A 20,273-nucleotide genomic window follows, 5' to 3' on the forward strand; every position below is an offset into this window, starting at 1 on the left:
ATGTATTTTAATACATAATATATTATTTTTATTCTTATTGTAAGGGGTTTTTTTATAATTTATGAATAAAAATAAATTAATCTTCTGGGAAGATATGTTCAATATCAGGAGTAAGAGATACTTCTGATAATACGATATGAGAAACGGTCGTTGCATATGAAGAAACATCATTGATAAATTCTTCAAGTTCAACGAGTGAAGGAACAGAAATTTTTACAATGTAGCATAAGCTTCCTGTTACTCGGTAACAAAAACTTGCAGATGGATAAGACTGAATAAACTGTTGCATACGTGTTGTATCACCATTTTTTAAAGTGATTTCTAAAATACAATCTAAAACTAGTCCTGCTTTTTTATAGTCGATATCGATTGTATATTTTTGAATAACGCCTTCACTTTCAAGTTTACGAACACGTTCTGCAGTAGACGGAGCAGATAAGTTTACTCGTTTCGCCAATTCACGCATAGAAAGGCGACTATCATTATATAATTCATTTAAAATTTTTCGATCAACACGGTCTAGTTGCATTTGTAAATATACCTCCAGTAAAATAATGATTTTTGTAAAGGAAAAATATAAATTAAGATTCATATGAAATGTAAAGTGAACGTTATTTATTTTACAATAAAACAGAAGGAAATAGGAGGGGAAATGATGGAGAGAATTTCATTATCAAATGTAGGAGATACAAAGTTTCAAAAGTTATTAGGGCATAATTCGGATATATTACACTCGTGGAGTAAGTTAGAAGATACACTGTACAATAAAGGAACTCTTTCAGCAGAGTTGAAGGAGCAAGTGAGAAGAACATTAGCGTATGGGAATGAATGTCCGTACTGTATGGCAAAGGGAAGACCTGATGATGTGCAAAAGGCAGAGGAGATTGGTGTAGCCGTTACTTTTGCGCATACATTTGTTCATGACCGAAAAGCAATAGATGATACTATGTTTCACGCATTAAAACAATATTGGACAGAAAAAGAAATTGTAGAGCTTTGCGCCTATGTTTGCTTTATTACTGCGTCACAACAACTTGGTTTTCTATTTCAATTACAGCCAAATTAAGGGGGAAATGATGACAAATCAAATAGCACTTATCATAATCGATGTACAAAAGGCATTTCAATTACCAGATTGGGGCGAGAGAAATAATATTTTTGCTGAAGAAAACATGAGAATTTTGTTAGAAGAATGGAGAAAAAGGAAACGACCAGTTTTTCATATTCAACATGTAAATAAAGAAAATGCTCAGTCAATGTTTTATGAGAGAGCGGAAACGGTAAACTTTAAAGAAGAAGTGCAACCACTACTTGGTGAAGTGGTTATTCAGAAATTCGTTAACAGCGCGTTCATTGGGACAAATTTAGAAGAGCGATTAAGAAAGAACAAATGTAATGCAGTAGTGGTTGTAGGATTAACGACAAATCATTGCGTGGAAACTACGACACGAATGGCAGGGAATTTAGGATTTACAACATATTTAGTGAGTGATGCAACGGCTACTTTTAACCGTAAAGGTTTAGATGGTAAGGAGTATAGTGCAGAGGATATTCACAATATGACACTTGTAAATTTACATGAAGAGTTTGCTACGATTGTGACGACAAAAGAAGTGTTAAAATTATTTTAAGAAAATAATTGCGAATTATGTAGAAAAAAATAAGAATATTTCGTATAATCTAAGTACAATCATTTTGAAAATAGGGGTGGCATCATATGGAGCAAATTTCAGTAAAGAAATTAGAAGAGGTACTTGTTGTAGCAGGGGATGATAAACAGAAGCAAAAGGAATTTTATGAATTGCTCTTATCTACTGAGTTTTATGTTGCTGGTTCACTAGAAGCAGAGGACGGGGCAACAGAAGGAATACTTCGTTTGCGTCATTTCCAAGGAGAAGGTAGATGGATCGTTCCGTTCTTTACACAAATGGAATTTGTAAAAGATGTGTTGCCAGAAGGAACGCCCCTTATTACGATACGTGGGAAAGAGTTATTTGGTAGCATTGAGAAAGATGCTACAGCTGTATTAAATGTTGGCACTGATATAAGTAAAACATTTATTCCAGAAGAAATTGCAGATATCGCATCTGGACGAATTTTTAATTATTATAAGTAAAAGTAAAAGTAAAAGTAAAAGGAAAAGCGTAATTGCTTTTCCTTTTACTTTTTAATTTGAATATGAAGTGGCTATACCAGAAGAAATAGAGACTGTTTTATTATTCGTGTTTATTGTCGCTGTAGCTCCAAGTGGAATACCGATGTTTGGACTTATATGTCCAATTGGTAAATCGAATAGAACAGGTATATGATATGGCGCGAAATATTCATATAATATTGTTTGCAATGATTGAGATGGCTTTGAAGGAGTGCAGTCGTGACAACTTGTGAAAATAACGCCCCTGCATTCATTAAACTTTCCAGATAAAAGTAGCTGATTTAACATACGGTCAATGCGGTACGGTTCTTCACCAATGTCTTCAAGTAATAAAAGTGTATTGTCCGTATTTATCTCGTAGGGCGAGCCAATTATACTTGCTAACACAGCTAAATTTCCTCCAACTAACGTACTTGTAACTGTACTGTGAGAGCTAGGTACGATACATTCTGATGCAGATAAAATGGTTGAATACGGATGGAATAGCTGATTAAAAGAGGATAAAGATAGGGAATCAATACCTTTTCCTAGTTCTTCAATCATCGGACCATGAAATGTTATAAGCTTTGCATAACGTGAAACAGCAGTATGTAAAGCTGTAATATCGCTATATCCCCAAAAGATTTTTGGATTCTGCCTAATAACTTCATATTGAATGTGAGGAAGAAGACGAGCACTTCCATAACCACCTCGTGCACAAAAAATTGCCTTCACTTCATTATTTGTAAATGCTTCATGTATATCGTCAAGCCGAACTTGATCACTTCCGGCTAAAAATCCATATTTCTCGTAAACACTCTTCCCGATTATTACGGATAACCCCATCTCTTGTAATACATTCACACCTTTTAATACATTTTCGATTGTAGGTGGACCAGATGGTGCAATAATCATTACTGTATCACCTTGTTTTAATGCATTTGGATAAATCATTAAGCTCAGCCTCCTTCTCTTTCAATATATTCGCTTCATTTGAGGTCCAACCCTTGCAAAAGCAGGGGAAAGCTTATCAAATAAAGAAGATATAAGGGAAATAGGAGGGAAAATGATGTTTACAAGTCGAGTAACAGACATATTAAAAATTGAGTATCCCGTTGTTCAAGCCGGTATGGCAGGCGCGATTACGACGCCAGAACTCGTTGCAGCAGTAAGTAATAGCGGAGGATTAGGGACGCTTGGAGCGGGCTATATGAGCCCAGAACAAATTCGTGAAGCGATTTATAGAATAAGAGAACTAACAGATAAGCCTTTCGGTGTTAATTTACTTGTAACGAAAGAGATACAAATAGAAGAAGAGAAGGTAAATGAGGCGAAAGTATTACTAAGCGGAGTGAATAGAGAATTAGGTATAGAAGTAGAAGGAACGTTAAAGCTTCCAAAAAGCTATAAGGAACAATTACAAGTGCTATTAGATGAAAAAGTACCAGTCGTTAGTTTTGCATTTCAAACGTTAGAAAAAGAAGAAATAAATGATTTAAAAAGAAGTGGAATAAAAGTTATCGGAACAGCTACCCATGTGAAGGAAGCGAAAGTACTTGCCGAGCTAGGAGTAGATATTATTATCGGACAAGGTAGCGAAGCAGGAGGGCATAGAGGAACGTTTATTGGGAAAGAACGAGATGCTATGATTGGTACTTTTGCGTTAGTACCTCAGTTAGTAGAAGCTGTTCCGCATATCCCAATTGTCGCAGCAGGTGGTGTAATGAACGGACAAGGGCTTGTTGCGGCATTGGCACTAGGAGCAGAAGGTGTTCAAATGGGATCGGCCTTTTTAACAAGTGAAGAGAGTATTACGCACGATGTGTATAAAGAAGCGGTTTTACATAGTACAGATACGAGCACAACGGTAACTCGTGCGTTTTCCGGGAAATATGCACGGGGTATCCGGAATGAATTTATAGAGAGACATGAAGGAAAAGAAGAAGGGCTTCCGATGTATCCAGTGCAAAACGTATTAACTTCTAAAATACGCCAAGAGGCAGCGAAGCAAAATAAGGAAGAATATATGTCACTTTGGGCAGGACAGGCAGCATCGTTGGCACGAATCGAATCAGCTCAGCATGTAGTGGAGCGAGTTATGAAAGAAGCGGAGAATGCAATCGAGCAATTACAAAATATATACAAAAAGACCACTTGAGTAATTCAAGCGGTCTTTTCATTAGTTTGCTTTATAAAATTGTTGGATGGCTTCGTCGATGTAAACCCAGCCTTTCCAACCTAAGTGCATATGATCTTTTAAGAAGTATTTATCGTATTCATGATTTGAGAAGTCGGCAATTGGATAACCAGCTTTTTCGATTTGCTCATGAACTTTCTTATAGTATGCTTCGCGGCGTTCTTTCGGGAAGCCAGCGTAGTCGTACCAAGGACCTTTGACAGGAACAGAAATGAAGAGCGGTTTTGCACCAGATTGTTTTAATAAATCAAGTACAATTTGTAAATCTTCATATTCTGGCGATTGGTCATAAGCATCATTTTTTAAGTAACCTTCACGTTGCTTTAATTTTTTCCTAATTTTGCTATTGAAATAATCATCTTCAATACCGTATTCATTAGATCCAGATTCTACTGCACCTGTTTGATCCGCATGTTTACGAGCCTCTTCCCAGTTCATTTGTTTTAATGAAGGATCAAGCTTTTCTTTGTGCGGTTTAATATTAAACATAGCTGTAAATAAATCTTTACGATCTAAAATGTTACGATAAATATAAGCGAAAGGTTTAGCAGCAAGTGCTTTTACTTTATACTTCGTATCATCATAAGCAATGCCTTCAAGCGAAATTTTTAATAAAGTTTCTTTTTTTACAATCTCAAAGTTTAATAAACGCTTTGCAATTTGTTTTTTCATTTCAGGTTTTAAATCATTGTTGAAAATGAAATGGTAACCTTGTTGCTTTGAAAAGTTAGGTGCAAAGTGCGTTTCATCAATACCTTGTGGTACAAACCATTGCGGAGAAAGAACGAATACCATTTTCTTATCTTTCAATTGATCCATTGTAGATGCGAAGTTTAACACATGTACAAGGTCTTGTGTTCCGCCGCGTCCAAGAAGGAATGGTGTGAACCCTTCAGGCTTTACTTTAAAATAATTAGATGGATGGAAAGCATCCATACGTGCGAATTCCGATGAACCGTACATCGGAAGATATTTTGGATTTGCTAACATCTTTTGCTGTAAAATCATACTTTGAATTTTTTCTTCTTTTAAAGAAGTAGCAGCTTGTTCTACTTTTTCATCACTTAAAAGTGGAAGTAGGAAGCGCGTTGGAATAAGTAAGAATACAGCAAAAAGGGCCAATGCTAAAAGCATCGGACCAAATTTTGCTTTGTTCATCGGATTTCTTCCAACTTCTTAATAACCATGTTTGGTGTAGCCCACTCGTCACGGTCAAAATCAGAAATAGAAACTTCAATATCTAAACGCTCTTGGAATTCAACTAATAAAGATACTACAGCGAAAGAATCAAGGATACCTTCTTCAAATAATTGAACATCTAAGTTTTCTTTCACAATATCGTTTTCACATACTTCTTCTAAAATATCTAATACTTGCTCTTTGAATTCTGCCATTTTTAAAATCTCCTTTATATCCGAAATATATTATATGTGCAACTTCTTAATGGAATAAGAAGGGTGCATTAAAAGTATCTGTTAAGGTGTCCAGAGAAGATTAGGAAACCGAAACATACAACGTGGAACGTAATTACAATCGCAAGGATGCGTGTAAATTTAGTGTTTGGCCAAAACTTATGCTTCTTGTTTTTTCGTTCGAAAATATCGAATAAAATAAACAGTGCGGCATGATATAGACCATAAATAATATACTGCGCAACAGCGCTTCCTTGGATATGCCAAATTCCCATAATGAAAAAGTTTAAAAATGCACCGATATACGAAATTGTGTAACGGTTCTTAATTAACTTTTTCTTCGTTGCAAAAAAGACGAAACGCATGTAAATAAAATCACGGAACCAGAATGATAAACTCATGTGCCAGCGGTTCCAGAAGTCTTTAATATTACGACTAAGGAATGGCTTATTAAAGTTTTCTGGCGTTTTAATTCCCATCATATAACTTACACCAATTACAAAAGAGCTATAACCAGCAAAATCAAAGAATAGATATAAGCTATAGCTATACATGTAAATCATATTTGAAAAGATTGTATCGTGTTGAGCGAATGCTGGATCCATACAATATTGCTTTATTAAGTAAGCAATAATAAATTTATACAAGAAACCTTGGAAAATACGATTTAGTCCTGTATATAGTAATTTTTGATATTCTTCAGCGCTAGGTGGCTTTTGAATATCTTTTTGGAATCTTCGGTAACGATCGATAGGTCCTGTTGAAATCGCAGGGAAGAATAAAACGAATTCCCAGAAGTTAAAGAAAGAAAGCTCTTTAATTAAACCATCGCGAACTTCAAATACCATTTGAACTGCTCTGAATGTTACGTAAGATATACCTAGAAAAACAACAAGTTTTAACTCAGGTAATAACGATGCAAATGGTGCGATTTTTGCCAAAATAAGAGGCAAAATCGATAAAATAACAGCTATGCAAAATGTGAATGTACTATTATTTTGTTTTCTTAAAATTAAATAGCCTTTAATAAGGACATATTGCCAAATAATAAATGCAGCTAACATCATTGCTTGCTTCGGTTTATCCGAGAAGATAATAGCAATCATGACTAATGTTAAAACGGCATTATATTTACGCAACATTTTACCTTTTAATCCAGCTATGATAGTAGGTATTAATAAAATGCCCACTATAGCGAAAAAATAAAATGATCCATATGCGGTCATGCTGTAACCTCACTCAATAATTTTTTGCGATCTACCTTTCCATTTGGTGTCATTGGAATAGAAGATTGATACATGAATTTACGTGGAATCATGTAGTTTGGTAATCGCTCATTGAGTTCTTTTTTGATTGCAGATGTTAATTTGAATTCTTTTTCAAACGAATGCTCCCCAGGAACAACAACCGCTAATAAATAATCGTATTTCTCACCTTTTTTAATTGGAACGATAACTGCTCCTTCTACGTAAGAACACGCACGAAGGTGATGCTCAATTTCTTCTAATTCCATTCGATAACCATGCAGCTTAATTTGGAAATCAAGACGACCATTATAGAATAGAAGACCATTTTCAACATAGCCAGCATCGCCTGTTTTATAGGCACGCTCACCGTCAATCATAGTAAATGCTTTTTCTGTTAATTCAGGGCTTCCTAAATATCCAACGCTTACGCTTGGACCGACAATTACGATTTCACCTTTTTCACCATCAGGTGCAATCGTGCCATCTTCTTTCATAATAAGAAGGCGACAGTCTGATTTACAATAGCCAACTGGAAGTGATTTGTATTGATCAAGCACTTCTTCTGTCACGTGAATACCTGTTACAGCGACAGTAGCTTCTGTTGGACCATACGTATTCATAATTGTTGCTTTCGGGAAACGCTCAATTAATTTTCTAGCTACTTCATTTGGTAACACTTCACCGCAGAATAAGAATGTTTTCATGTTCGGTAGCATATTCTCAGAGAAAGATGCTTCCATTAAACACATTTCAGCAAAAGAAGGTGTGGAAGTCCATACTTGAATATCCGATTGCTCTAAAGAAGCAAACAAGTCTTTTGGACGCGCAATCATATCTTTATCGATTGCCCAAAGTGTACCACCTGTTACTAATGATGGGTAAATATCCATTACAGATAAATCGAATGAGAAAGGTGCTTGGTTTAAGAATACTTGCCCTGTTTGTAAGTTGAAATCTTCTACAGCCCATTTTGTAAAGCTAACAAGGCAGTTATAAGTAATCTGAACCCCTTTCGGATTACCTGTGCTTCCTGATGTGTAAATAATGTAGAAGTTCTCATCACCTTTTACCGCATGTTCAGGATTTGGAGTGTTCCCTTTATGAGTAAAGAAAATATCTTTTAAGTTGTCTTCACTTACGATGCGAACTGGTAAATCAGTTACAGTTACTGCTGTTGCCGATAAAAGTAATTTCGCACCAGAATTTTCAGCAATACGTTGTACACGATCAGCTGGGATAGATAAATCTACAGGAATGTAAGCATGTCCAGCTTTTACACATCCTAAAAAGTTAATAATCATTTCAGGTTGCATATGGCCATACACCATAATTGGTGAACGATCGTCTGGATACTCAGAAGAAATCCAATGTGCTAACGCATCAGAATCTTCCTTTAATTGTTTGTACGTAATTTTCGCATCTCGCCAAACAAAAGCGGTTTGATCAGGCGTTTCTGCAGCCCACTTTTCAATTTGTTCTAATAACTTCATAACGTTCCCACCCTAGAATTCATTGTAAATAAATGTACTTGTGTTTGTATCATGGAATCCATACAACCAAAGTAATGCAAATAAAATTGCAAGATAATAAACCGTCTTTGCAACCCATTGTGTGAGTGGTCGAGACCATATCTCTTTTAATCTTTCCATGTCTTTCCCTCTCTTAATGAAATAATAGCTCTTTGTAGGTATCATGTCCTACATTATTGTGAAAAAAACAAAATCCCACATTTTAGGTAAAAATAAGTCAAAAGGCTCTTTTCTGATATTAGCACTAAATACTAAAAAAGAAAATCCCTAACTTAGCAATTATATTACATTCAGCATGAATTTGTAATGGGTTTGACATGTAAATAGAAAGTGGATTGTGTGAATACATAAAAGTGGACTATAAGAATACGTAAAAATGCAGTATTTGTTTTTATTAATCATTTAAGACGGAGTAAAATTTTAAATTTCTAGTTCTTTTGAAAAGGAGGAAATTATCATGAATAGAGTGTGGAAGAGTCTAATTTCGGAAGAAAATATCGTGAAATGGAGAAGGCATTTTCATAAGTATCCGGAATTATCATTTCATGAAAAAGAAACTTCGCAATTTATATATGATACATTATGCTCATTTTCTTCTTTTGAAGTAACGAGACCGACGAAGTATAGTGTACTAGCAATCAAAAGGGGTGTGAAGCAAGGGAAAGTAATTGCGATTCGAGCTGATATAGATGCTTTGCCAATTCAAGAGGAGACAAGTAAATCTTATACATCTGTAAATAAAGGAATGATGCATGCATGTGGGCACGATGCTCACGCAGCTATATTATTAAGTACTGCAGAGGTGCTTAATAATATGAAGGAAGAGTTTGTAGGAGAAATTCGTCTATTCTTTCAGCATGCAGAAGAAGTATACCCTGGTGGTGGACAAGAAATGGTCGAGGCGGGTGTTATGGACGGTGTTGATTATGTAATAGGTTTACATGTTATGTCTGGCTTGGAAAGTGGGAATGTAGGAATTGTATATGGACCGATGATGGCAGCACCAGACGTATTTACAGTTGAGATCCAAGGCAAAGGAGGGCATGCGGCGCGGCCAGAAGAAACGATTGATCCTATCGCTATCGGAGCGCAGATTATTACAAATCTACAACATATCGTATCTAGAAATACAAGTGCTTTCATGCAAAGAGTCGTTTCAGTTACGCAGTTTCATGGGGGAGTGGCTGACAATATTATTCCTAGTACAGCAACTTTAATGGGAACTGTTCGTTCATTTAATCAAGCATTGAGGGTGGAAGCAGAAGGGAAAATCGAAAAAATTGTGAAAGGAATTACAGAAGCACATGGAGGATCGTATACATATACGTATCGATATGGATATGATCCGGTTATTAATGATGAATATATTACGAAAATAGTAGAAGAAAGTGCACTACATTTGTTTGGGAATGAGCGTGTTGTGAAGCTTGAACCTTCTATGGGTGGGGAAGATTTTTCAGCATATTTAAGAAAAGCACCCGGTTGTTTCATTAAATTAGGAACAGGTAATGAAAATATATATACTTGTTATCCACATCACCATCCGAAATTTGACGTGGATGAATCAGCATTAATTTGTGGAGTGGAGCTATTTTTAGAGACGACTATAAGATTACTAAAATCATAGAAAAACAAAAAAGGCAACTGCGCTCTATCGCAGTTGCTTTTATTTCTTTCCGTCAGAGAGGGCTGAGAAAGAACTATGCTCATTTATAGTATATGAATAGCTAACGGACAAGCTTGTACATTTTAATCATTTTTTTAAAAATAGTTGTTGACATTGATAATCAATGTCAATTAATCTAAAAATAGTTGAAATTGATAATTATTATCAATAGGATGGATGCGACATGTTAATGAGAAAAAAATTTCACCTTCTACGGAGGGGATTAAAAGATAAAAATAAAGATGTTGATCAGCATATGGAATGGCAACGAAATGTAATTCGGTCTGAATATGTAGATGAGAAGAAGAGCATTCAAACAGAAAAAGAGATACAAAGTAAAGGGAGAGGTTCAGTTGAGTAAGTTAGTAATGATTTTTGCAAGTATGAGTGGAAATACAGAGGAAATGGCTGACCATATTGCCGGCGTAATTCGTGAAACAGAAAATGAAATTGAAGTTATTGATATTATGGATTCACCAGAAGCTTCTATATTGGAACAGTATGATGGAATTATTTTAGGTGCATACACTTGGGGAGATGGTGATCTTCCTGATGATTTCTTAGATTTTTATGATGCAATGGATTCTATTGATTTAACTGGGAAAAAAGCGGCAGTATTCGGATCATGTGATTCGGCTTATCCGAAATACGGAGTGGCGGTTGACATTTTAATAGAAAAGCTACAAGAGCGCGGGGCAGCAGTTGTGTTAGAAGGACTAAAAGTAGAATTAACGCCAGAAGATGAAGATGTAGAAAAATGTTTACAGTTTGGAGCTGAATTTGTAAAACACCTTTCTTAATGGCAGAAGGGAGCTGAAGAGCAAGTGCATGAGAAAATCTCAATCAAAACGATGACAGATTATCATTTGTATGATTTTATGCGGTGTCCGCATAAATTTTACTTTCGTCATATAAAAAGAAGAGAACCTTCTTCATTTGAATGGCAACAAATAGCGCAAATGATTGTGAATCAAATTATTAACGAGTATTACACGCTACCTGCGGGTCAACAAACGAAAATTGTACTTTTAATATTAATAGAAAAGTATTGGAAAAAAGTAAGGATTAATATGTTTGCTTCGAAGACGGAGTACTATATTGTATTAGCGAAGCTAACGGATCACTTATTACAGTTTGTTGAAAGGGATGATAGTCAGACACCACCATTGTTTTTATACGAGAAGTTTCAAAAATATATGGAAGAGTTAGGTGTCCACATGTCATTGACATTTGAAGTTGGTGAGTGGAATGCTGAGTCGTTTGTAATTAAAAAGTATGTTGTCGATGCGGATGAGGAAATGCTTGCTCTTTGTCAGAAGCTAATGACAGTATTCAGTTATAAAGCTTTCGGCGTTCTTCCAGGAAAAATTGAAGTTATTAATTTAATAGAAGGAACTAAGTATGAGTACATTCCGAAACAGGAAGATATTATAACTGGAATGGCTGATTTATCTAGAATGAAAGAAATGTTACAGCAACCTGAGCATTATACAGAGCGTCATTTTCGTTCTGAGTGTATAAGTTGTGCGTTTCGTAGTGAATGCCAAGGGGAAGAAGTAAAGAAAGAAGCGAAACAGAAGAAAAATATAGTTCATTAAAGGATGCAACTTTGCATCCTTTTTTGTTATTGACATGAAAAGCTTTTCATCATTTACGGTATATTTGTAGCAGATTTTAATAAAGTGAAACTTTAATCAGTGGGGGTCAATCGGGCTACCCGCAAATAGCGGGATAAAGGGAGGAATAATCAATGAAAGATGAAACGAAAGTATTTCAATGGTTAAAAGAACAAAATGCTCCTTTTGAAATTCAACTGCAAATTTTACAGGCATTTCAATTGTATAAAGTTATTGTTGAAATGGATAAAAAGTTAATGATGTATGAGGAGAGAGTATATAGGGAGAGAATGTAATCTCATCCCTGTAATATCGTTTTTAGTTGTTCTGTACTTGTAATGAATTCGAGTTCATTCTCTGATTCAAAGTTATAAATAATATTATGTAGTAAAGGACTATATTGATAAAAGGTAGTAATGCGGTGAATGAGTAATGGATCATGATGAGAAATAAGTGTACTGTACTGTTCATATACAGATGTAGTAAACTCATGTCCGAAATCATAATATAGTCCTGCAAAATCAAAAGCAGGATCGCCAATTTGCGCATCACCAAAATCGATAACACCTGAAATGCGTTTGTTCTGCTTGTTAAATAAAATGTGATGATGTGTAAAATCAGCGTGAATGATTGTGTTTTGAAAAGTGGATGTAGCTAAACATGCAAAGAAATTTTCAAATAAGCGATTTAAGGTTAGTTTCTGTAATGAAGTAAGGTTAGTAGTAAGATATTGGTTTAATTTTGTTTGTAGCTCTTTCCAGTAGGTACATGTTTTTTCAATAGGGAAACATAGCGTTGTAACTTCGTTTAAAGGAATACTATGTAATACCGCAAGGAAAGTAGCTAATTGTGTAATAATTGCTTGCAGCTCTGTATCCTCCAGCGTGGCAACTATTTCTGTTTTTAATGGTTCACCATGAATGAGAGTATAGTAACTACAAAGAGGAACCTCATCAGATTCATTTTTATAAATTAGGTGATATTGTGGAAATTCGATTTCTTGTAGTGATTGAGTGAGAATTGTGCATATTTCTTTTTCTAACGGAATTCGCATTGCAAATTCCTGTTTTCGCGGGAAACGAAACAGTAGCTCATCATTTACTATAATTGCTACATTATCCCAACCTTCTTCATTTTGTTTATATGAATGTATAGAAAGATTAGGCAAAGCTTCTTTTATATAATGTTTGTAAGAGTCCATAATTGTTCCTCGTTTCTGAGTAAAGTTATTCTACTTTATTATATCAGAATTTTCTTTCTATATGTTAAAATATAGCTATCATTATGAAGAAGGGCGGGAGTATTACGAAAAAAAGACTGTTAATCATTTCTCTATGTATCGCTTTTGTATTGTTTTGGTCATATAAAGAGGAGGTTTTTGCTACCTTTAAACTGATTGATCATTACGAGTTAAATAAGGAATTAAAGAACAAAAGTATAGAAAATTTAACTCATAATGAAATGAAAAAGGTAGGAGAGCATTTTGTGACTGAACAACTATCAGTGTTTGAGTTTAATAATAAAGAAGATGTGAAACGAAAAGGTGAAGAAATATTTTTAAATAGAGGGTATGAACAATTAATGGAAAATTATTATCCAAATCGTTTTCGAGATTTAGAGTATAAATTTACAAGCGAGGAGATACGTGAAGAGACAGATGAGAGTTTTCTCTATCAAGCTGTAGCGTACGTTGCGGGTACTGAAAATGGTAAGAGAAGCGAAATGAAATTGAATTATGAAGTGAAAATTGTAAAGGTTAATAATATATTTATGGTGCTAGAACAAAAGCAGCGCGTACAATAAAGGAAATTCATTGCTCAATAGATCATTTGGGGGGGGGTACTACTTAATGCGGAATAAAAAGGCCCTCAAGGAATCAAGGACCTTTAAAGATTTTCATTTTGTTGACCAAGTTCTTTTTGAGCAATATATAAATTTCCTTGCTCCACTTGTTTAAGTGTATGAACAGAATCGCCTGCATATCCTTTTTGTGTTTTAACAGTTCTTTTGGAACGATTGGAATTTTGTCTCTTCATATAATAGGCCACCTTTCATCAAAAATAAACGAAAATGATAAGTATGAGTAATACAGCAGCGAAAATGGTAATGCCCATTAAAAACGAAGTGTTTTTATATTTAGGTGGCTTATGTACATCTTGCCGATATCCAGGTGAAATTTCAGGGGCAAATTCTTCATCGAATGATTGCTTTTTTTCTTTGTCGTCCATATGTACCCACCTTTCTTTTTCATTATATTATACGTTACAAGAAAAAATATGCATAAAGAAAACAGCCGCTTTATTATTAGCGGCTGTTTTGTGTTGTATATTTTCGTTGTACTTGAAAGAGACGGATAAGTAGGAAGGCAGCGCCAAATGCTAGACCGATAATAAGACCGATCCAATAACCTTTTGCGGCCCATTCTGTATATGTTGCTAATATGTAACCTAGTGGTAGACCTATTATCCAATAAGCAATTAAAGTCATAATTAGAGCAACATTTACATCTTTATAACCACGCAGAGCTCCTTGTACAGGGGTTGCAATTGCATCTGAAATTTGAAATAAAATCGCAAAGATAAGAAATTCTTTTGCTAAATGATGAACTTTTGCATCTGTCGTATAAATAGAAGCAATTTGATTATCAAAGAAGTAGAGAAGAATTGAATATAATAAAGCAAAGGCAAGGGCTAATCCAATTCCAATCAGTCCGTATTGTTTTGCATTATCGTAACGTTTTGCTCCAACTTCGAATCCGACTGCAATAGTCATTGCCATTGCTAAACTTAGCGGAGTCATATATAACAAGGAAGCAAAGTTTATAGCTGCTTGGTGAGCTGCAATAGTTGTCGTACTAAAATTACTCATCATGAGAGTTACCGCAGCAAAAATACTCGTTTCAAAAAAGATAGCAAATCCGATAGGAACGCCAAGCTTTAAGAATGTTGTCCAACTAGAAAGAGAAGGGCGATATAATTGTTTGAAAATGTTGAAAGAGGCAAAAGGCTCTTTCGTCTGAATAATAATGACTGTAATAATTAAAATGCACCAATATGTTGCAGTGGAAGCAATTGCTGCTCCGACACCACCAAGCTTTGGGAAACCGAAGTTACCAAAAATTAATAGGTAATTTAATATTACGTTAATTGGTAATGATAGTAATGTAATAATCATCGTTGTTCGAGTTTTTCCTAATGCATCAATAAATCCACGCAAAACAGTGTAAGTGAATAAAGGTATAATTCCTATTGCGATAATACTTAAAAATTGAGCTGCAATTCGTTCCACAGGTTCTTCTAAGCGCATGCCGTTTAAAATAGGTGAAACGACGAAGAAACCGATGAGGATAACAACGAAGCTAGCACAAATTGCTAAATAAACTGCTTGTATGACAACGTGGGGAACGTCCTTTTTTTTCTTGGATCCGACGAGCTGTGCAACAATGGGAGTAGTAGCCATTAAAATTCCTGTTAATCCCGTACTAACTGGAAGCCATATACTTGTTCCAATTGCAACACCTGCTAAATCAGTTGGACTTGCATGTCCTGACATTGTTGTATCAAAAAAACTCATCGCAAATAATGACATTTGCGTTACGAAAATCGGAAAAAATAGTAATACAAATTGCTTTAACTTTTGTGAAAATGAAGTAGTTTCTTTCATAAAATCCCCTTTCCATATAAAAAAACAAACTCTTACTATCATACAATTTAATCAAAGATTAGAAAAGAAATACGCGCCTACAACATATGAAACCAATAAAAAAAGGATGCACTTTGAAAAGGGATAAGGTATTATGATAAGGTGTGAAAAAATTACATATTATTTGTTATTAAGGAGGCACTACTTGTGGCTGATTGGTTAATTGGTTTAATCATGGGTGCTGTTGAAGGGTTAACAGAGTTTCTACCAGTATCATCAACAGGACATATGATTTTAACAGGACATTTAATTGGATTTGACGATGAGAGAGCGAAAGTTTTTGAAGTTGTTATCCAATTGGGATCGATTTTAGCAGTTGTTGTTATATTTTGGAAGCGTCTATGGTCGTTAGTTGGAATAGGTAAAGTAACAGACGGACCATCGTTAAATTTATTACATATTATTATCGGGATGATTCCTGCCGGGATACTTGGCGTATTATTCCATAGCACTATTAAAGAGGTTTTATTTGGTCCAGGACCAGTTGTTATTAGCTTAGTAGCCGGTGGTATTTTAATGATTGTTGCTGAGAAGTTTTCAAAACCAAGTACAGCAAGAACGTTAGATGAAATCACATATAAACAGGCATTTACAATTGGAATGTTTCAATGTTTAGCTCTTTGGCCAGGATTCTCTCGTTCTGGTTCTACAATCAGTGGTGGTTTATTAGCTCGCGTGTCGCATACAGCGGCAGCTGAATATACGTTCATTTTAGCGGTACCGATGATGGTAGCTGCAAGTGGATTAGATTTAATTAAAAGCTGGGATGTATTAAGCTCAGCAGATATAACGCTATTTGTAACAGGATTTGTAACTGCATTCGTTGTTGCGATGCTTGCAATTGTTTCATTCTTGAAATTATTATCTCGTGTGAAACTAACACCGTTCGCTTATTATCGTTTCATTTTAGCTGCGGTATTCTATTTCTTCATTATGTAATAAAAAAACCTGCCGAGCTCGGCAGGTTTTTTTATTTTACTATTTTTTCCACCATATTTTCCATTACATGCTCCCAAAGAGAAGTATCATCAGCTAATGTAGCACGGAAATTAGCATACATTTCTTTTTGTTTTTCTTCGAATGTTGGATCTTCTTTTTCAGGTAATGTAGCGCGCATTGAAGTTACTAATTCTTGTACTTTTGGAGCGCGTGGTCCAAAGACGGCTTGTTCATTTCCATCTTTATCAATGAAAATAAAGATTGGAATCGCACGTGCTGTTCCATTTGTTAAATATTGATCCATTAATTCTAAGTTTTCGTCGCGAATTAATAAACTCATTTCAATATTTGCAACTTCAGAAATTCGTTTCATAACAGGTACGCATAAAAGAGCATCGCCACACCAATCAGCAGTTAATACGATAACACGCCAGCCGTCATTTTGACGTTCTTCTAATACAGGAAGTAATTCATTTGGAATTAAAAAGTTATTGTAAATGTGTAGTAGCTCGTATTGGTTTACTTGCATTTCATTCACATATGTATCAAAGGACATACCTTTATCAGCCCATTGTTGTAAGTTCATAATTAACACCTCTTTAGTAAGATTTGCTTTCATTGTACCAATTTTTATATAGAAAAGCTTGTATTCTTACTCTTTCTCGTCACTTAATAATTTATTTAAGAGGAAAAAGAATAGTACGACACATAATTCAGCTATGTTGGACATTTGTACGCTTTCTATCCAATCATCAGCAGTATGAATGACGAACCAATCTAGTGTAATTTCAATGAATGAGAAAAGAGTAATAGAAATCCAATTTGGCATGTTTTGTGTCAGTGGATATAGCAGCGCTTTGAAGAAACTGAAGATGAAAAATGTAATACTGTCTAAGAAAGTGATTAATAAAAAAAAGAGAAGTAACGCAGTACGTGAACTATACTCTATACCTGTAATTTGAAAGATTCCTACATATACAAAAAATATAAATGCAAAAATTATAATGAGAAAAAGAGCGATAATACTAATGATAATCGTTTTATCTTTTAGGCTGAGATTTGAGAATTTCTCCTCCTCATGCATTAAAATACCCCCTTTTTCTGGAAGTTAACTTCATTTTATCATGAAATACATATTAAAAAACTACGAATTATGGGAAAATAAGGTGACAAAAAGTAAGATTTCATGTAAAATTATTAATAAGGTTTTTATTTAACTAAATGAAATAAAAGGAGCTGTCAAAGTTGTCTCAAAATCGAGAGCAATTAATGGAAGAACTATCGACAAATGTGTTTGCTATGTTTCGCACATTGCGTAATGATATCGGAAAAATATTCGGTGGTTACATACCGTGGAATGAATTCATCGTCCTGAGAATATTAAATCGTACGAATAAAGAAATGGTATCGCGTGTAGCAAATGAATTAAATGTGTCGAATAGTCATATTACAGCTGTTACAGAAAAATTAATTAATAAAGGTTTTGTAACTCGTTCACGTTCTACATCAGATCGCCGAGTTGTGTATTTAGAGATTACAGAACAAGGGAAAGATTTAGTTGCGAAAATGGAAGATGCGAAAAAACAATATTTACAAGAAAGATTCTCTACACTTTCAGAAGATGAAATGAATGTAATGATTTCGATTTCCAAAAAACTTATTTAAGTGATTATAAACAAGAAAACGCTTACGTGATGAAAGAGAAGATCTTCCTTATATATGGAAGGTCTTCTTTCGTGTGTAATAGATGTTAAAAAATAAAATGTGTATGAAAAAAGATAGAGCGCCATACTACAATACAAGGAAGGGAGGGAGAAATATGACGAATCGTAACGGTAGTAAAGGGAGCGGTAATCAAGGATCACCAAAGTCCGGCCAGTTTAATCAGGAATTTAGCACTGAATTTGAAACTGGTAATGATAATAAAGGGAAAGAATATCGTTCTAAAAAAGGGAGTAAATCAAAAAAGGAGTGAATATATTCACTCCTTTTTTGATTTATGATGCTGCCGATTGATCAGTATTATATTTTTCTTCTGATTTTGCGACAATCATTGCGCAAATTGCATCCCCAGAAATGTTTACAGCTGTTCTAGACATATCTAGAATACGGTCAATACCGATAATTAAAGCGATACCTTCTACTGGTAGATTTACTTGATTTAAAACCATTGTAAGCATTACAAGTCCAACACCTGGTACACCAGCAGTACCGATACTAGCTAGTACAGCGGTTAATACGACCATAGCTAATTGCGGTAATGTAAGTTCAACTCCGTATACTTGAGCGATAAATACAGTTGCTACCCCTTGCATAATGGCAGTACCATCCATATTAATAGTTGCCCCTAGTGGTTGTACAAATGAGCTTATCGCTTTTGGAACGCCAAGCTTATCTTGTGCTGTTTTCATTGCAAATGGAAGCGATGCATTAGAGCTAGATGTACTAAATCCAATTGCCATTACTGGTCCGAAATGTTTAAAGAAACGAACAATACTTTCTTTTGCTAATACCTTTAATAAGCCACCATATACAAAGACCCCGTGAATAATGAGTACTAACATAACGACAATCATATACTTGAACATCGCAGCGACGCCTGCAAGCCCCATTTTACCAACGGATGAAGCGAGCAAACCGAATGTTCCAATTGGGGCTAATTTCATAACGAGATTAACGAGATACATCATTAATTCGTTGCCCTGTTCAAGTAATGAATGGATACCTTGAACTCGTTTTCCTAAAATAGCTATACCGAGTCCAATCAATACGGCAAAGGCAATGATTTGTAACATGTTTCCGTCAGCCATCGCTTTTGCTGGGTTATCTGGTACGATATTTAGCAATGTGTCGACGAAAGATGTTTCAGTTTTTGCACCTTCATACTTAAGACCTTCTGTTTTAAAATTACCGCCAGCTCCTGGTTTTATAATAAGTGCAAATGTAACCGCTATAGAGATGGCAACCGCAGTTGTTACGAGAAAGAATGAAATTGATTTTAAACCGATTCTTCCAAGTTGTTTCGGATCTCCAAGGCCGGCAGCACCAAGTACGATAGAAATGAACACAACAGGAACAACTAGCATTTTAATAAGTCTAATAAACAATTGACCAATTGGGTTGAACACATATTGATTTAGTGGCTCAAAGATAGATGGAGCGGCTAAATTTAGAGTGAGTCCAACAACTAGACCTAGAAATAATGCGATTAAGATTGCTTTTGTTTGTTTCAATAAAATCCCCCCTTTTGTTTCTGCGAAATTCCTTCCTAAAGTAATTATACCGAAAAAATACCTAATTTGACAATATTTTCTGAATTTTTAGGTTTTTATTTAAGTACAGATAGATTGATTTTGTGTTTGGAAAATAAAATAGACCATCACATAGGATGGTCAAGGGAAGGGGACAATTTATGTCAATTTAATTAGGGATGGAAGTTGCTTTAAGACACTGGGGAATGTCTTATAAATTAGGGAGGAACAACTTCGATACATATACTATAAAAGATAGGTGTGACTCTCATGTGAACATAGGGTGAAAGAGAGAGGGAGTTTTAAATAAAAGATAGAAAGACAAAAAAATAAGACCATCATTTATAAGATGGTCAAGGAAGGGGACAATTTATGTCAATTTAATTAGGGATGGAAGCTGTTCAAAGACACTGGGGAATGTCTTATAAATTAGGGAGGAACAACTTCGATACATACACTATAAAAGGTAGATGTGACCTCTGTGTGAACATAGAGTGAAGGAGAGAGGAAGTTTTAAATAAAAGATAGAAAGACAAAAAAATAAGACCATCACATAAGATGGTCAAGGGAAGGGGACAAT

General features: G+C 35.0%; 27 protein-coding genes. 13 read left to right on the forward strand and 14 right to left on the reverse strand.

Annotated features, from left to right (window positions below):
* Positions 1 to 76 precede the first annotated feature (76 nt).
* Positions 77 to 529 (reverse strand): Lrp/AsnC family transcriptional regulator, encoded by a 453-nt coding sequence (locus AC1Q8M_RS03130; RefSeq protein ID WP_001175498.1) that lies wholly within the window; start codon positions 527 to 529, stop codon positions 77 to 79.
* A gap of 126 nt (positions 530 to 655) precedes the next feature.
* Between AC1Q8M_RS03130 and AC1Q8M_RS03135 the strand changes: the two genes are divergently transcribed.
* From AC1Q8M_RS03135 to AC1Q8M_RS03145, 3 genes are all read left to right on the forward strand, one after another.
* Entirely contained in the window at positions 656 to 1,066 is a 411-nt protein-coding gene (locus tag AC1Q8M_RS03135; RefSeq protein ID WP_016082359.1) for a carboxymuconolactone decarboxylase family protein, read from the forward strand.
* Positions 1,067 to 1,076: 10 nt separating this feature from the next.
* The gene (locus AC1Q8M_RS03140; protein WP_000184438.1) at positions 1,077 to 1,631 is read left to right on the forward strand and encodes a cysteine hydrolase family protein; all 555 of its coding nucleotides are present in this window, start codon (positions 1,077 to 1,079) and stop codon (positions 1,629 to 1,631) included.
* Positions 1,632 to 1,717: 86 nt separating this feature from the next.
* Positions 1,718 to 2,116, forward strand: a complete 399-nt coding sequence (locus AC1Q8M_RS03145; protein WP_000435265.1) for an SseB family protein — start codon at positions 1,718 to 1,720, stop codon at positions 2,114 to 2,116.
* Positions 2,117 to 2,167: 51 nt separating this feature from the next.
* Here the strand turns inward: AC1Q8M_RS03145 and AC1Q8M_RS03150 are convergent, their stop codons facing one another.
* Positions 2,168 to 3,088: a S66 peptidase family protein gene (locus tag AC1Q8M_RS03150; RefSeq protein ID WP_000640064.1), complete on the reverse strand. Its 921-nt coding sequence runs from the start codon at positions 3,086 to 3,088 to the stop codon at positions 2,168 to 2,170.
* A gap of 115 nt (positions 3,089 to 3,203) precedes the next feature.
* Between AC1Q8M_RS03150 and AC1Q8M_RS03155 the strand changes: the two genes are divergently transcribed.
* Positions 3,204 to 4,292: an NAD(P)H-dependent flavin oxidoreductase gene (locus tag AC1Q8M_RS03155; RefSeq protein WP_088022513.1), complete on the forward strand. Its 1,089-nt coding sequence runs from the start codon at positions 3,204 to 3,206 to the stop codon at positions 4,290 to 4,292.
* Between the two features lie 21 nt (positions 4,293 to 4,313).
* Here the strand turns inward: AC1Q8M_RS03155 and dltD are convergent, their stop codons facing one another.
* The 5 genes from dltD to AC1Q8M_RS03180 all read right to left on the reverse strand — a co-directional run bounded on the left by dltD (position 4,314) and on the right by AC1Q8M_RS03180 (position 8,639).
* On the reverse strand, positions 4,314 to 5,489 hold the full coding sequence (gene dltD, locus AC1Q8M_RS03160) for a D-alanyl-lipoteichoic acid biosynthesis protein DltD (RefSeq protein WP_098400453.1): 1,176 nt from the start codon (positions 5,487 to 5,489) through the stop codon (positions 4,314 to 4,316).
* Positions 5,486 to 5,725, reverse strand: coding sequence for a D-alanine--poly(phosphoribitol) ligase subunit DltC (dltC, locus tag AC1Q8M_RS03165; RefSeq protein ID WP_000807310.1), 240 nt, complete (start codon positions 5,723 to 5,725; stop codon positions 5,486 to 5,488). The genes dltD and dltC overlap by 4 nt, the downstream gene beginning before the upstream one ends.
* A 68-nt stretch (positions 5,726 to 5,793) precedes the next feature.
* Positions 5,794 to 6,969 carry a D-alanyl-lipoteichoic acid biosynthesis protein DltB gene (gene dltB / locus AC1Q8M_RS03170; RefSeq protein WP_098361250.1) on the reverse strand — a complete coding sequence of 392 codons (1,176 nt, stop codon included), beginning with the start codon at positions 6,967 to 6,969 and terminating at the stop codon, positions 5,794 to 5,796.
* Positions 6,966 to 8,480, reverse strand: coding sequence for a D-alanine--poly(phosphoribitol) ligase subunit DltA (gene dltA, locus AC1Q8M_RS03175; RefSeq protein ID WP_000770502.1), 1,515 nt, complete (start codon positions 8,478 to 8,480; stop codon positions 6,966 to 6,968). The genes dltB and dltA overlap by 4 nt, the downstream gene beginning before the upstream one ends.
* A gap of 12 nt (positions 8,481 to 8,492) precedes the next feature.
* Positions 8,493 to 8,639, reverse strand: a complete 147-nt coding sequence (locus tag AC1Q8M_RS03180) for a teichoic acid D-Ala incorporation-associated protein DltX (protein WP_000440293.1) — start codon at positions 8,637 to 8,639, stop codon at positions 8,493 to 8,495.
* 337 nt (positions 8,640 to 8,976) lie between these two features.
* Here AC1Q8M_RS03180 and AC1Q8M_RS03185 point away from each other — a divergent pair, with 337 nt between their 5' ends.
* From AC1Q8M_RS03185 to AC1Q8M_RS03205, 5 genes are all read left to right on the forward strand, one after another.
* Entirely contained in the window at positions 8,977 to 10,146 is a 1,170-nt protein-coding gene (locus AC1Q8M_RS03185) for an amidohydrolase (protein WP_001082811.1), read from the forward strand.
* Positions 10,147 to 10,369: 223 nt separating this feature from the next.
* Positions 10,370 to 10,546: a hypothetical protein gene (locus AC1Q8M_RS03190; protein WP_000929009.1), complete on the forward strand. Its 177-nt coding sequence runs from the start codon at positions 10,370 to 10,372 to the stop codon at positions 10,544 to 10,546.
* Positions 10,539 to 10,985, forward strand: coding sequence for a flavodoxin (locus AC1Q8M_RS03195; protein ID WP_000041153.1), 447 nt, complete (start codon positions 10,539 to 10,541; stop codon positions 10,983 to 10,985). Before AC1Q8M_RS03190 ends, AC1Q8M_RS03195 begins: the two co-directional genes overlap by 8 nt.
* A gap of 24 nt (positions 10,986 to 11,009) precedes the next feature.
* Positions 11,010 to 11,783 carry a hypothetical protein gene (locus AC1Q8M_RS03200; RefSeq protein ID WP_029441796.1) on the forward strand — a complete coding sequence of 258 codons (774 nt, stop codon included), beginning with the start codon at positions 11,010 to 11,012 and terminating at the stop codon, positions 11,781 to 11,783.
* A gap of 152 nt (positions 11,784 to 11,935) precedes the next feature.
* Positions 11,936 to 12,097 (forward strand): hypothetical protein, encoded by a 162-nt coding sequence (locus tag AC1Q8M_RS03205; RefSeq protein WP_000651086.1) that lies wholly within the window; start codon positions 11,936 to 11,938, stop codon positions 12,095 to 12,097.
* A 2-nt stretch (positions 12,098 to 12,099) separates the two neighbouring features.
* Here AC1Q8M_RS03205 and AC1Q8M_RS03210 read toward each other — a convergent pair whose 3' ends face one another.
* Positions 12,100 to 13,002 carry an aminoglycoside phosphotransferase family protein gene (locus tag AC1Q8M_RS03210; protein ID WP_098855606.1) on the reverse strand — a complete coding sequence of 301 codons (903 nt, stop codon included), beginning with the start codon at positions 13,000 to 13,002 and terminating at the stop codon, positions 12,100 to 12,102.
* 83 nt (positions 13,003 to 13,085) lie between these two features.
* Here AC1Q8M_RS03210 and AC1Q8M_RS03215 point away from each other — a divergent pair, with 83 nt between their 5' ends.
* Positions 13,086 to 13,604, forward strand: coding sequence for a biotin transporter BioY (locus tag AC1Q8M_RS03215; RefSeq protein ID WP_098855605.1), 519 nt, complete (start codon positions 13,086 to 13,088; stop codon positions 13,602 to 13,604).
* Between the two features lie 83 nt (positions 13,605 to 13,687).
* Here the strand turns inward: AC1Q8M_RS03215 and AC1Q8M_RS03220 are convergent, their stop codons facing one another.
* The 3 genes from AC1Q8M_RS03220 to AC1Q8M_RS03230 all read right to left on the reverse strand — a co-directional run bounded on the left by AC1Q8M_RS03220 (position 13,688) and on the right by AC1Q8M_RS03230 (position 15,464).
* Positions 13,688 to 13,837 (reverse strand): hypothetical protein, encoded by a 150-nt coding sequence (locus AC1Q8M_RS03220; protein WP_000828707.1) that lies wholly within the window; start codon positions 13,835 to 13,837, stop codon positions 13,688 to 13,690.
* Positions 13,838 to 13,855: 18 nt separating this feature from the next.
* Positions 13,856 to 14,029 (reverse strand): hypothetical protein, encoded by a 174-nt coding sequence (locus AC1Q8M_RS03225; RefSeq protein ID WP_000341062.1) that lies wholly within the window; start codon positions 14,027 to 14,029, stop codon positions 13,856 to 13,858.
* A 76-nt stretch (positions 14,030 to 14,105) separates the two neighbouring features.
* Positions 14,106 to 15,464 (reverse strand): MATE family efflux transporter, encoded by a 1,359-nt coding sequence (locus AC1Q8M_RS03230; RefSeq protein ID WP_492334117.1) that lies wholly within the window; start codon positions 15,462 to 15,464, stop codon positions 14,106 to 14,108.
* A gap of 186 nt (positions 15,465 to 15,650) precedes the next feature.
* Between AC1Q8M_RS03230 and uppP the strand changes: the two genes are divergently transcribed.
* Positions 15,651 to 16,442 carry a bacitracin resistance undecaprenyl-diphosphatase gene (uppP, locus tag AC1Q8M_RS03235; RefSeq protein ID WP_000796253.1) on the forward strand — a complete coding sequence of 264 codons (792 nt, stop codon included), beginning with the start codon at positions 15,651 to 15,653 and terminating at the stop codon, positions 16,440 to 16,442.
* Positions 16,443 to 16,473: 31 nt separating this feature from the next.
* Here uppP and AC1Q8M_RS03240 read toward each other — a convergent pair whose 3' ends face one another.
* Positions 16,474 to 17,061 (reverse strand): thioredoxin family protein, encoded by a 588-nt coding sequence (locus AC1Q8M_RS03240; protein ID WP_002040836.1) that lies wholly within the window; start codon positions 17,059 to 17,061, stop codon positions 16,474 to 16,476.
* Between the two features lie 33 nt (positions 17,062 to 17,094).
* Positions 17,095 to 17,526 carry a YrvL family regulatory protein gene (locus AC1Q8M_RS03245; RefSeq protein WP_000544072.1) on the reverse strand — a complete coding sequence of 144 codons (432 nt, stop codon included), beginning with the start codon at positions 17,524 to 17,526 and terminating at the stop codon, positions 17,095 to 17,097.
* 161 nt (positions 17,527 to 17,687) lie between these two features.
* Between AC1Q8M_RS03245 and AC1Q8M_RS03250 the strand changes: the two genes are divergently transcribed.
* Positions 17,688 to 18,107 carry a MarR family winged helix-turn-helix transcriptional regulator gene (locus tag AC1Q8M_RS03250; protein WP_000081434.1) on the forward strand — a complete coding sequence of 140 codons (420 nt, stop codon included), beginning with the start codon at positions 17,688 to 17,690 and terminating at the stop codon, positions 18,105 to 18,107.
* Positions 18,108 to 18,261: 154 nt separating this feature from the next.
* The gene (locus AC1Q8M_RS03255; RefSeq protein ID WP_000184928.1) at positions 18,262 to 18,417 is read left to right on the forward strand and encodes a hypothetical protein; all 156 of its coding nucleotides are present in this window, start codon (positions 18,262 to 18,264) and stop codon (positions 18,415 to 18,417) included.
* Positions 18,418 to 18,439: 22 nt separating this feature from the next.
* On the opposite strand, the gene AC1Q8M_RS03260 is transcribed toward AC1Q8M_RS03255, so the two are convergent.
* Positions 18,440 to 19,675: a dicarboxylate/amino acid:cation symporter gene (locus AC1Q8M_RS03260; protein ID WP_000814809.1), complete on the reverse strand. Its 1,236-nt coding sequence runs from the start codon at positions 19,673 to 19,675 to the stop codon at positions 18,440 to 18,442.
* Between the last annotated feature and the right edge of the window lie 598 nt (positions 19,676 to 20,273).

The organism is Bacillus sp. GW823-FHT06A10 (assembly GCF_058795375.1).

Coding starts and splice junctions, on each gene's coding strand:
- AC1Q8M_RS03130 (WP_001175498.1), bottom strand. CDS start 529: ATGCAACTAGACCGTGTTGATCGAAAAATTTTAAATGAATTATATAAT.
- AC1Q8M_RS03245 (WP_000544072.1), bottom strand. CDS start 17,526: ATGCATGAGGAGGAGAAATTCTCAAATCTCAGCCTAAAAGATAAAACG.
- AC1Q8M_RS03210 (WP_098855606.1), bottom strand. CDS start 13,002: ATGGACTCTTACAAACATTATATAAAAGAAGCTTTGCCTAATCTTTCT.
- AC1Q8M_RS03255 (WP_000184928.1), top strand. CDS start 18,262: ATGACGAATCGTAACGGTAGTAAAGGGAGCGGTAATCAAGGATCACCA.
- AC1Q8M_RS03220 (WP_000828707.1), bottom strand. CDS start 13,837: ATGAAGAGACAAAATTCCAATCGTTCCAAAAGAACTGTTAAAACACAA.
- dltC (WP_000807310.1), bottom strand. CDS start 5,725: ATGGCAGAATTCAAAGAGCAAGTATTAGATATTTTAGAAGAAGTATGT.
- AC1Q8M_RS03190 (WP_000929009.1), top strand. CDS start 10,370: ATGTTAATGAGAAAAAAATTTCACCTTCTACGGAGGGGATTAAAAGAT.
- AC1Q8M_RS03180 (WP_000440293.1), bottom strand. CDS start 8,639: ATGGAAAGATTAAAAGAGATATGGTCTCGACCACTCACACAATGGGTT.
- AC1Q8M_RS03185 (WP_001082811.1), top strand. CDS start 8,977: ATGAATAGAGTGTGGAAGAGTCTAATTTCGGAAGAAAATATCGTGAAA.
- AC1Q8M_RS03240 (WP_002040836.1), bottom strand. CDS start 17,061: ATGAAAGCAAATCTTACTAAAGAGGTGTTAATTATGAACTTACAACAA.
- AC1Q8M_RS03140 (WP_000184438.1), top strand. CDS start 1,077: ATGACAAATCAAATAGCACTTATCATAATCGATGTACAAAAGGCATTT.
- AC1Q8M_RS03150 (WP_000640064.1), bottom strand. CDS start 3,088: ATGATTTATCCAAATGCATTAAAACAAGGTGATACAGTAATGATTATT.
- AC1Q8M_RS03135 (WP_016082359.1), top strand. CDS start 656: ATGGAGAGAATTTCATTATCAAATGTAGGAGATACAAAGTTTCAAAAG.
- dltA (WP_000770502.1), bottom strand. CDS start 8,480: ATGAAGTTATTAGAACAAATTGAAAAGTGGGCTGCAGAAACGCCTGAT.
- AC1Q8M_RS03205 (WP_000651086.1), top strand. CDS start 11,936: ATGAAAGATGAAACGAAAGTATTTCAATGGTTAAAAGAACAAAATGCT.
- dltB (WP_098361250.1), bottom strand. CDS start 6,969: ATGACCGCATATGGATCATTTTATTTTTTCGCTATAGTGGGCATTTTA.
- AC1Q8M_RS03225 (WP_000341062.1), bottom strand. CDS start 14,029: ATGGACGACAAAGAAAAAAAGCAATCATTCGATGAAGAATTTGCCCCT.
- AC1Q8M_RS03230 (WP_492334117.1), bottom strand. CDS start 15,464: ATGAAAGAAACTACTTCATTTTCACAAAAGTTAAAGCAATTTGTATTA.
- AC1Q8M_RS03145 (WP_000435265.1), top strand. CDS start 1,718: ATGGAGCAAATTTCAGTAAAGAAATTAGAAGAGGTACTTGTTGTAGCA.
- dltD (WP_098400453.1), bottom strand. CDS start 5,489: ATGAACAAAGCAAAATTTGGTCCGATGCTTTTAGCATTGGCCCTTTTT.
- AC1Q8M_RS03215 (WP_098855605.1), top strand. CDS start 13,086: ATGAAGAAGGGCGGGAGTATTACGAAAAAAAGACTGTTAATCATTTCT.
- AC1Q8M_RS03155 (WP_088022513.1), top strand. CDS start 3,204: ATGTTTACAAGTCGAGTAACAGACATATTAAAAATTGAGTATCCCGTT.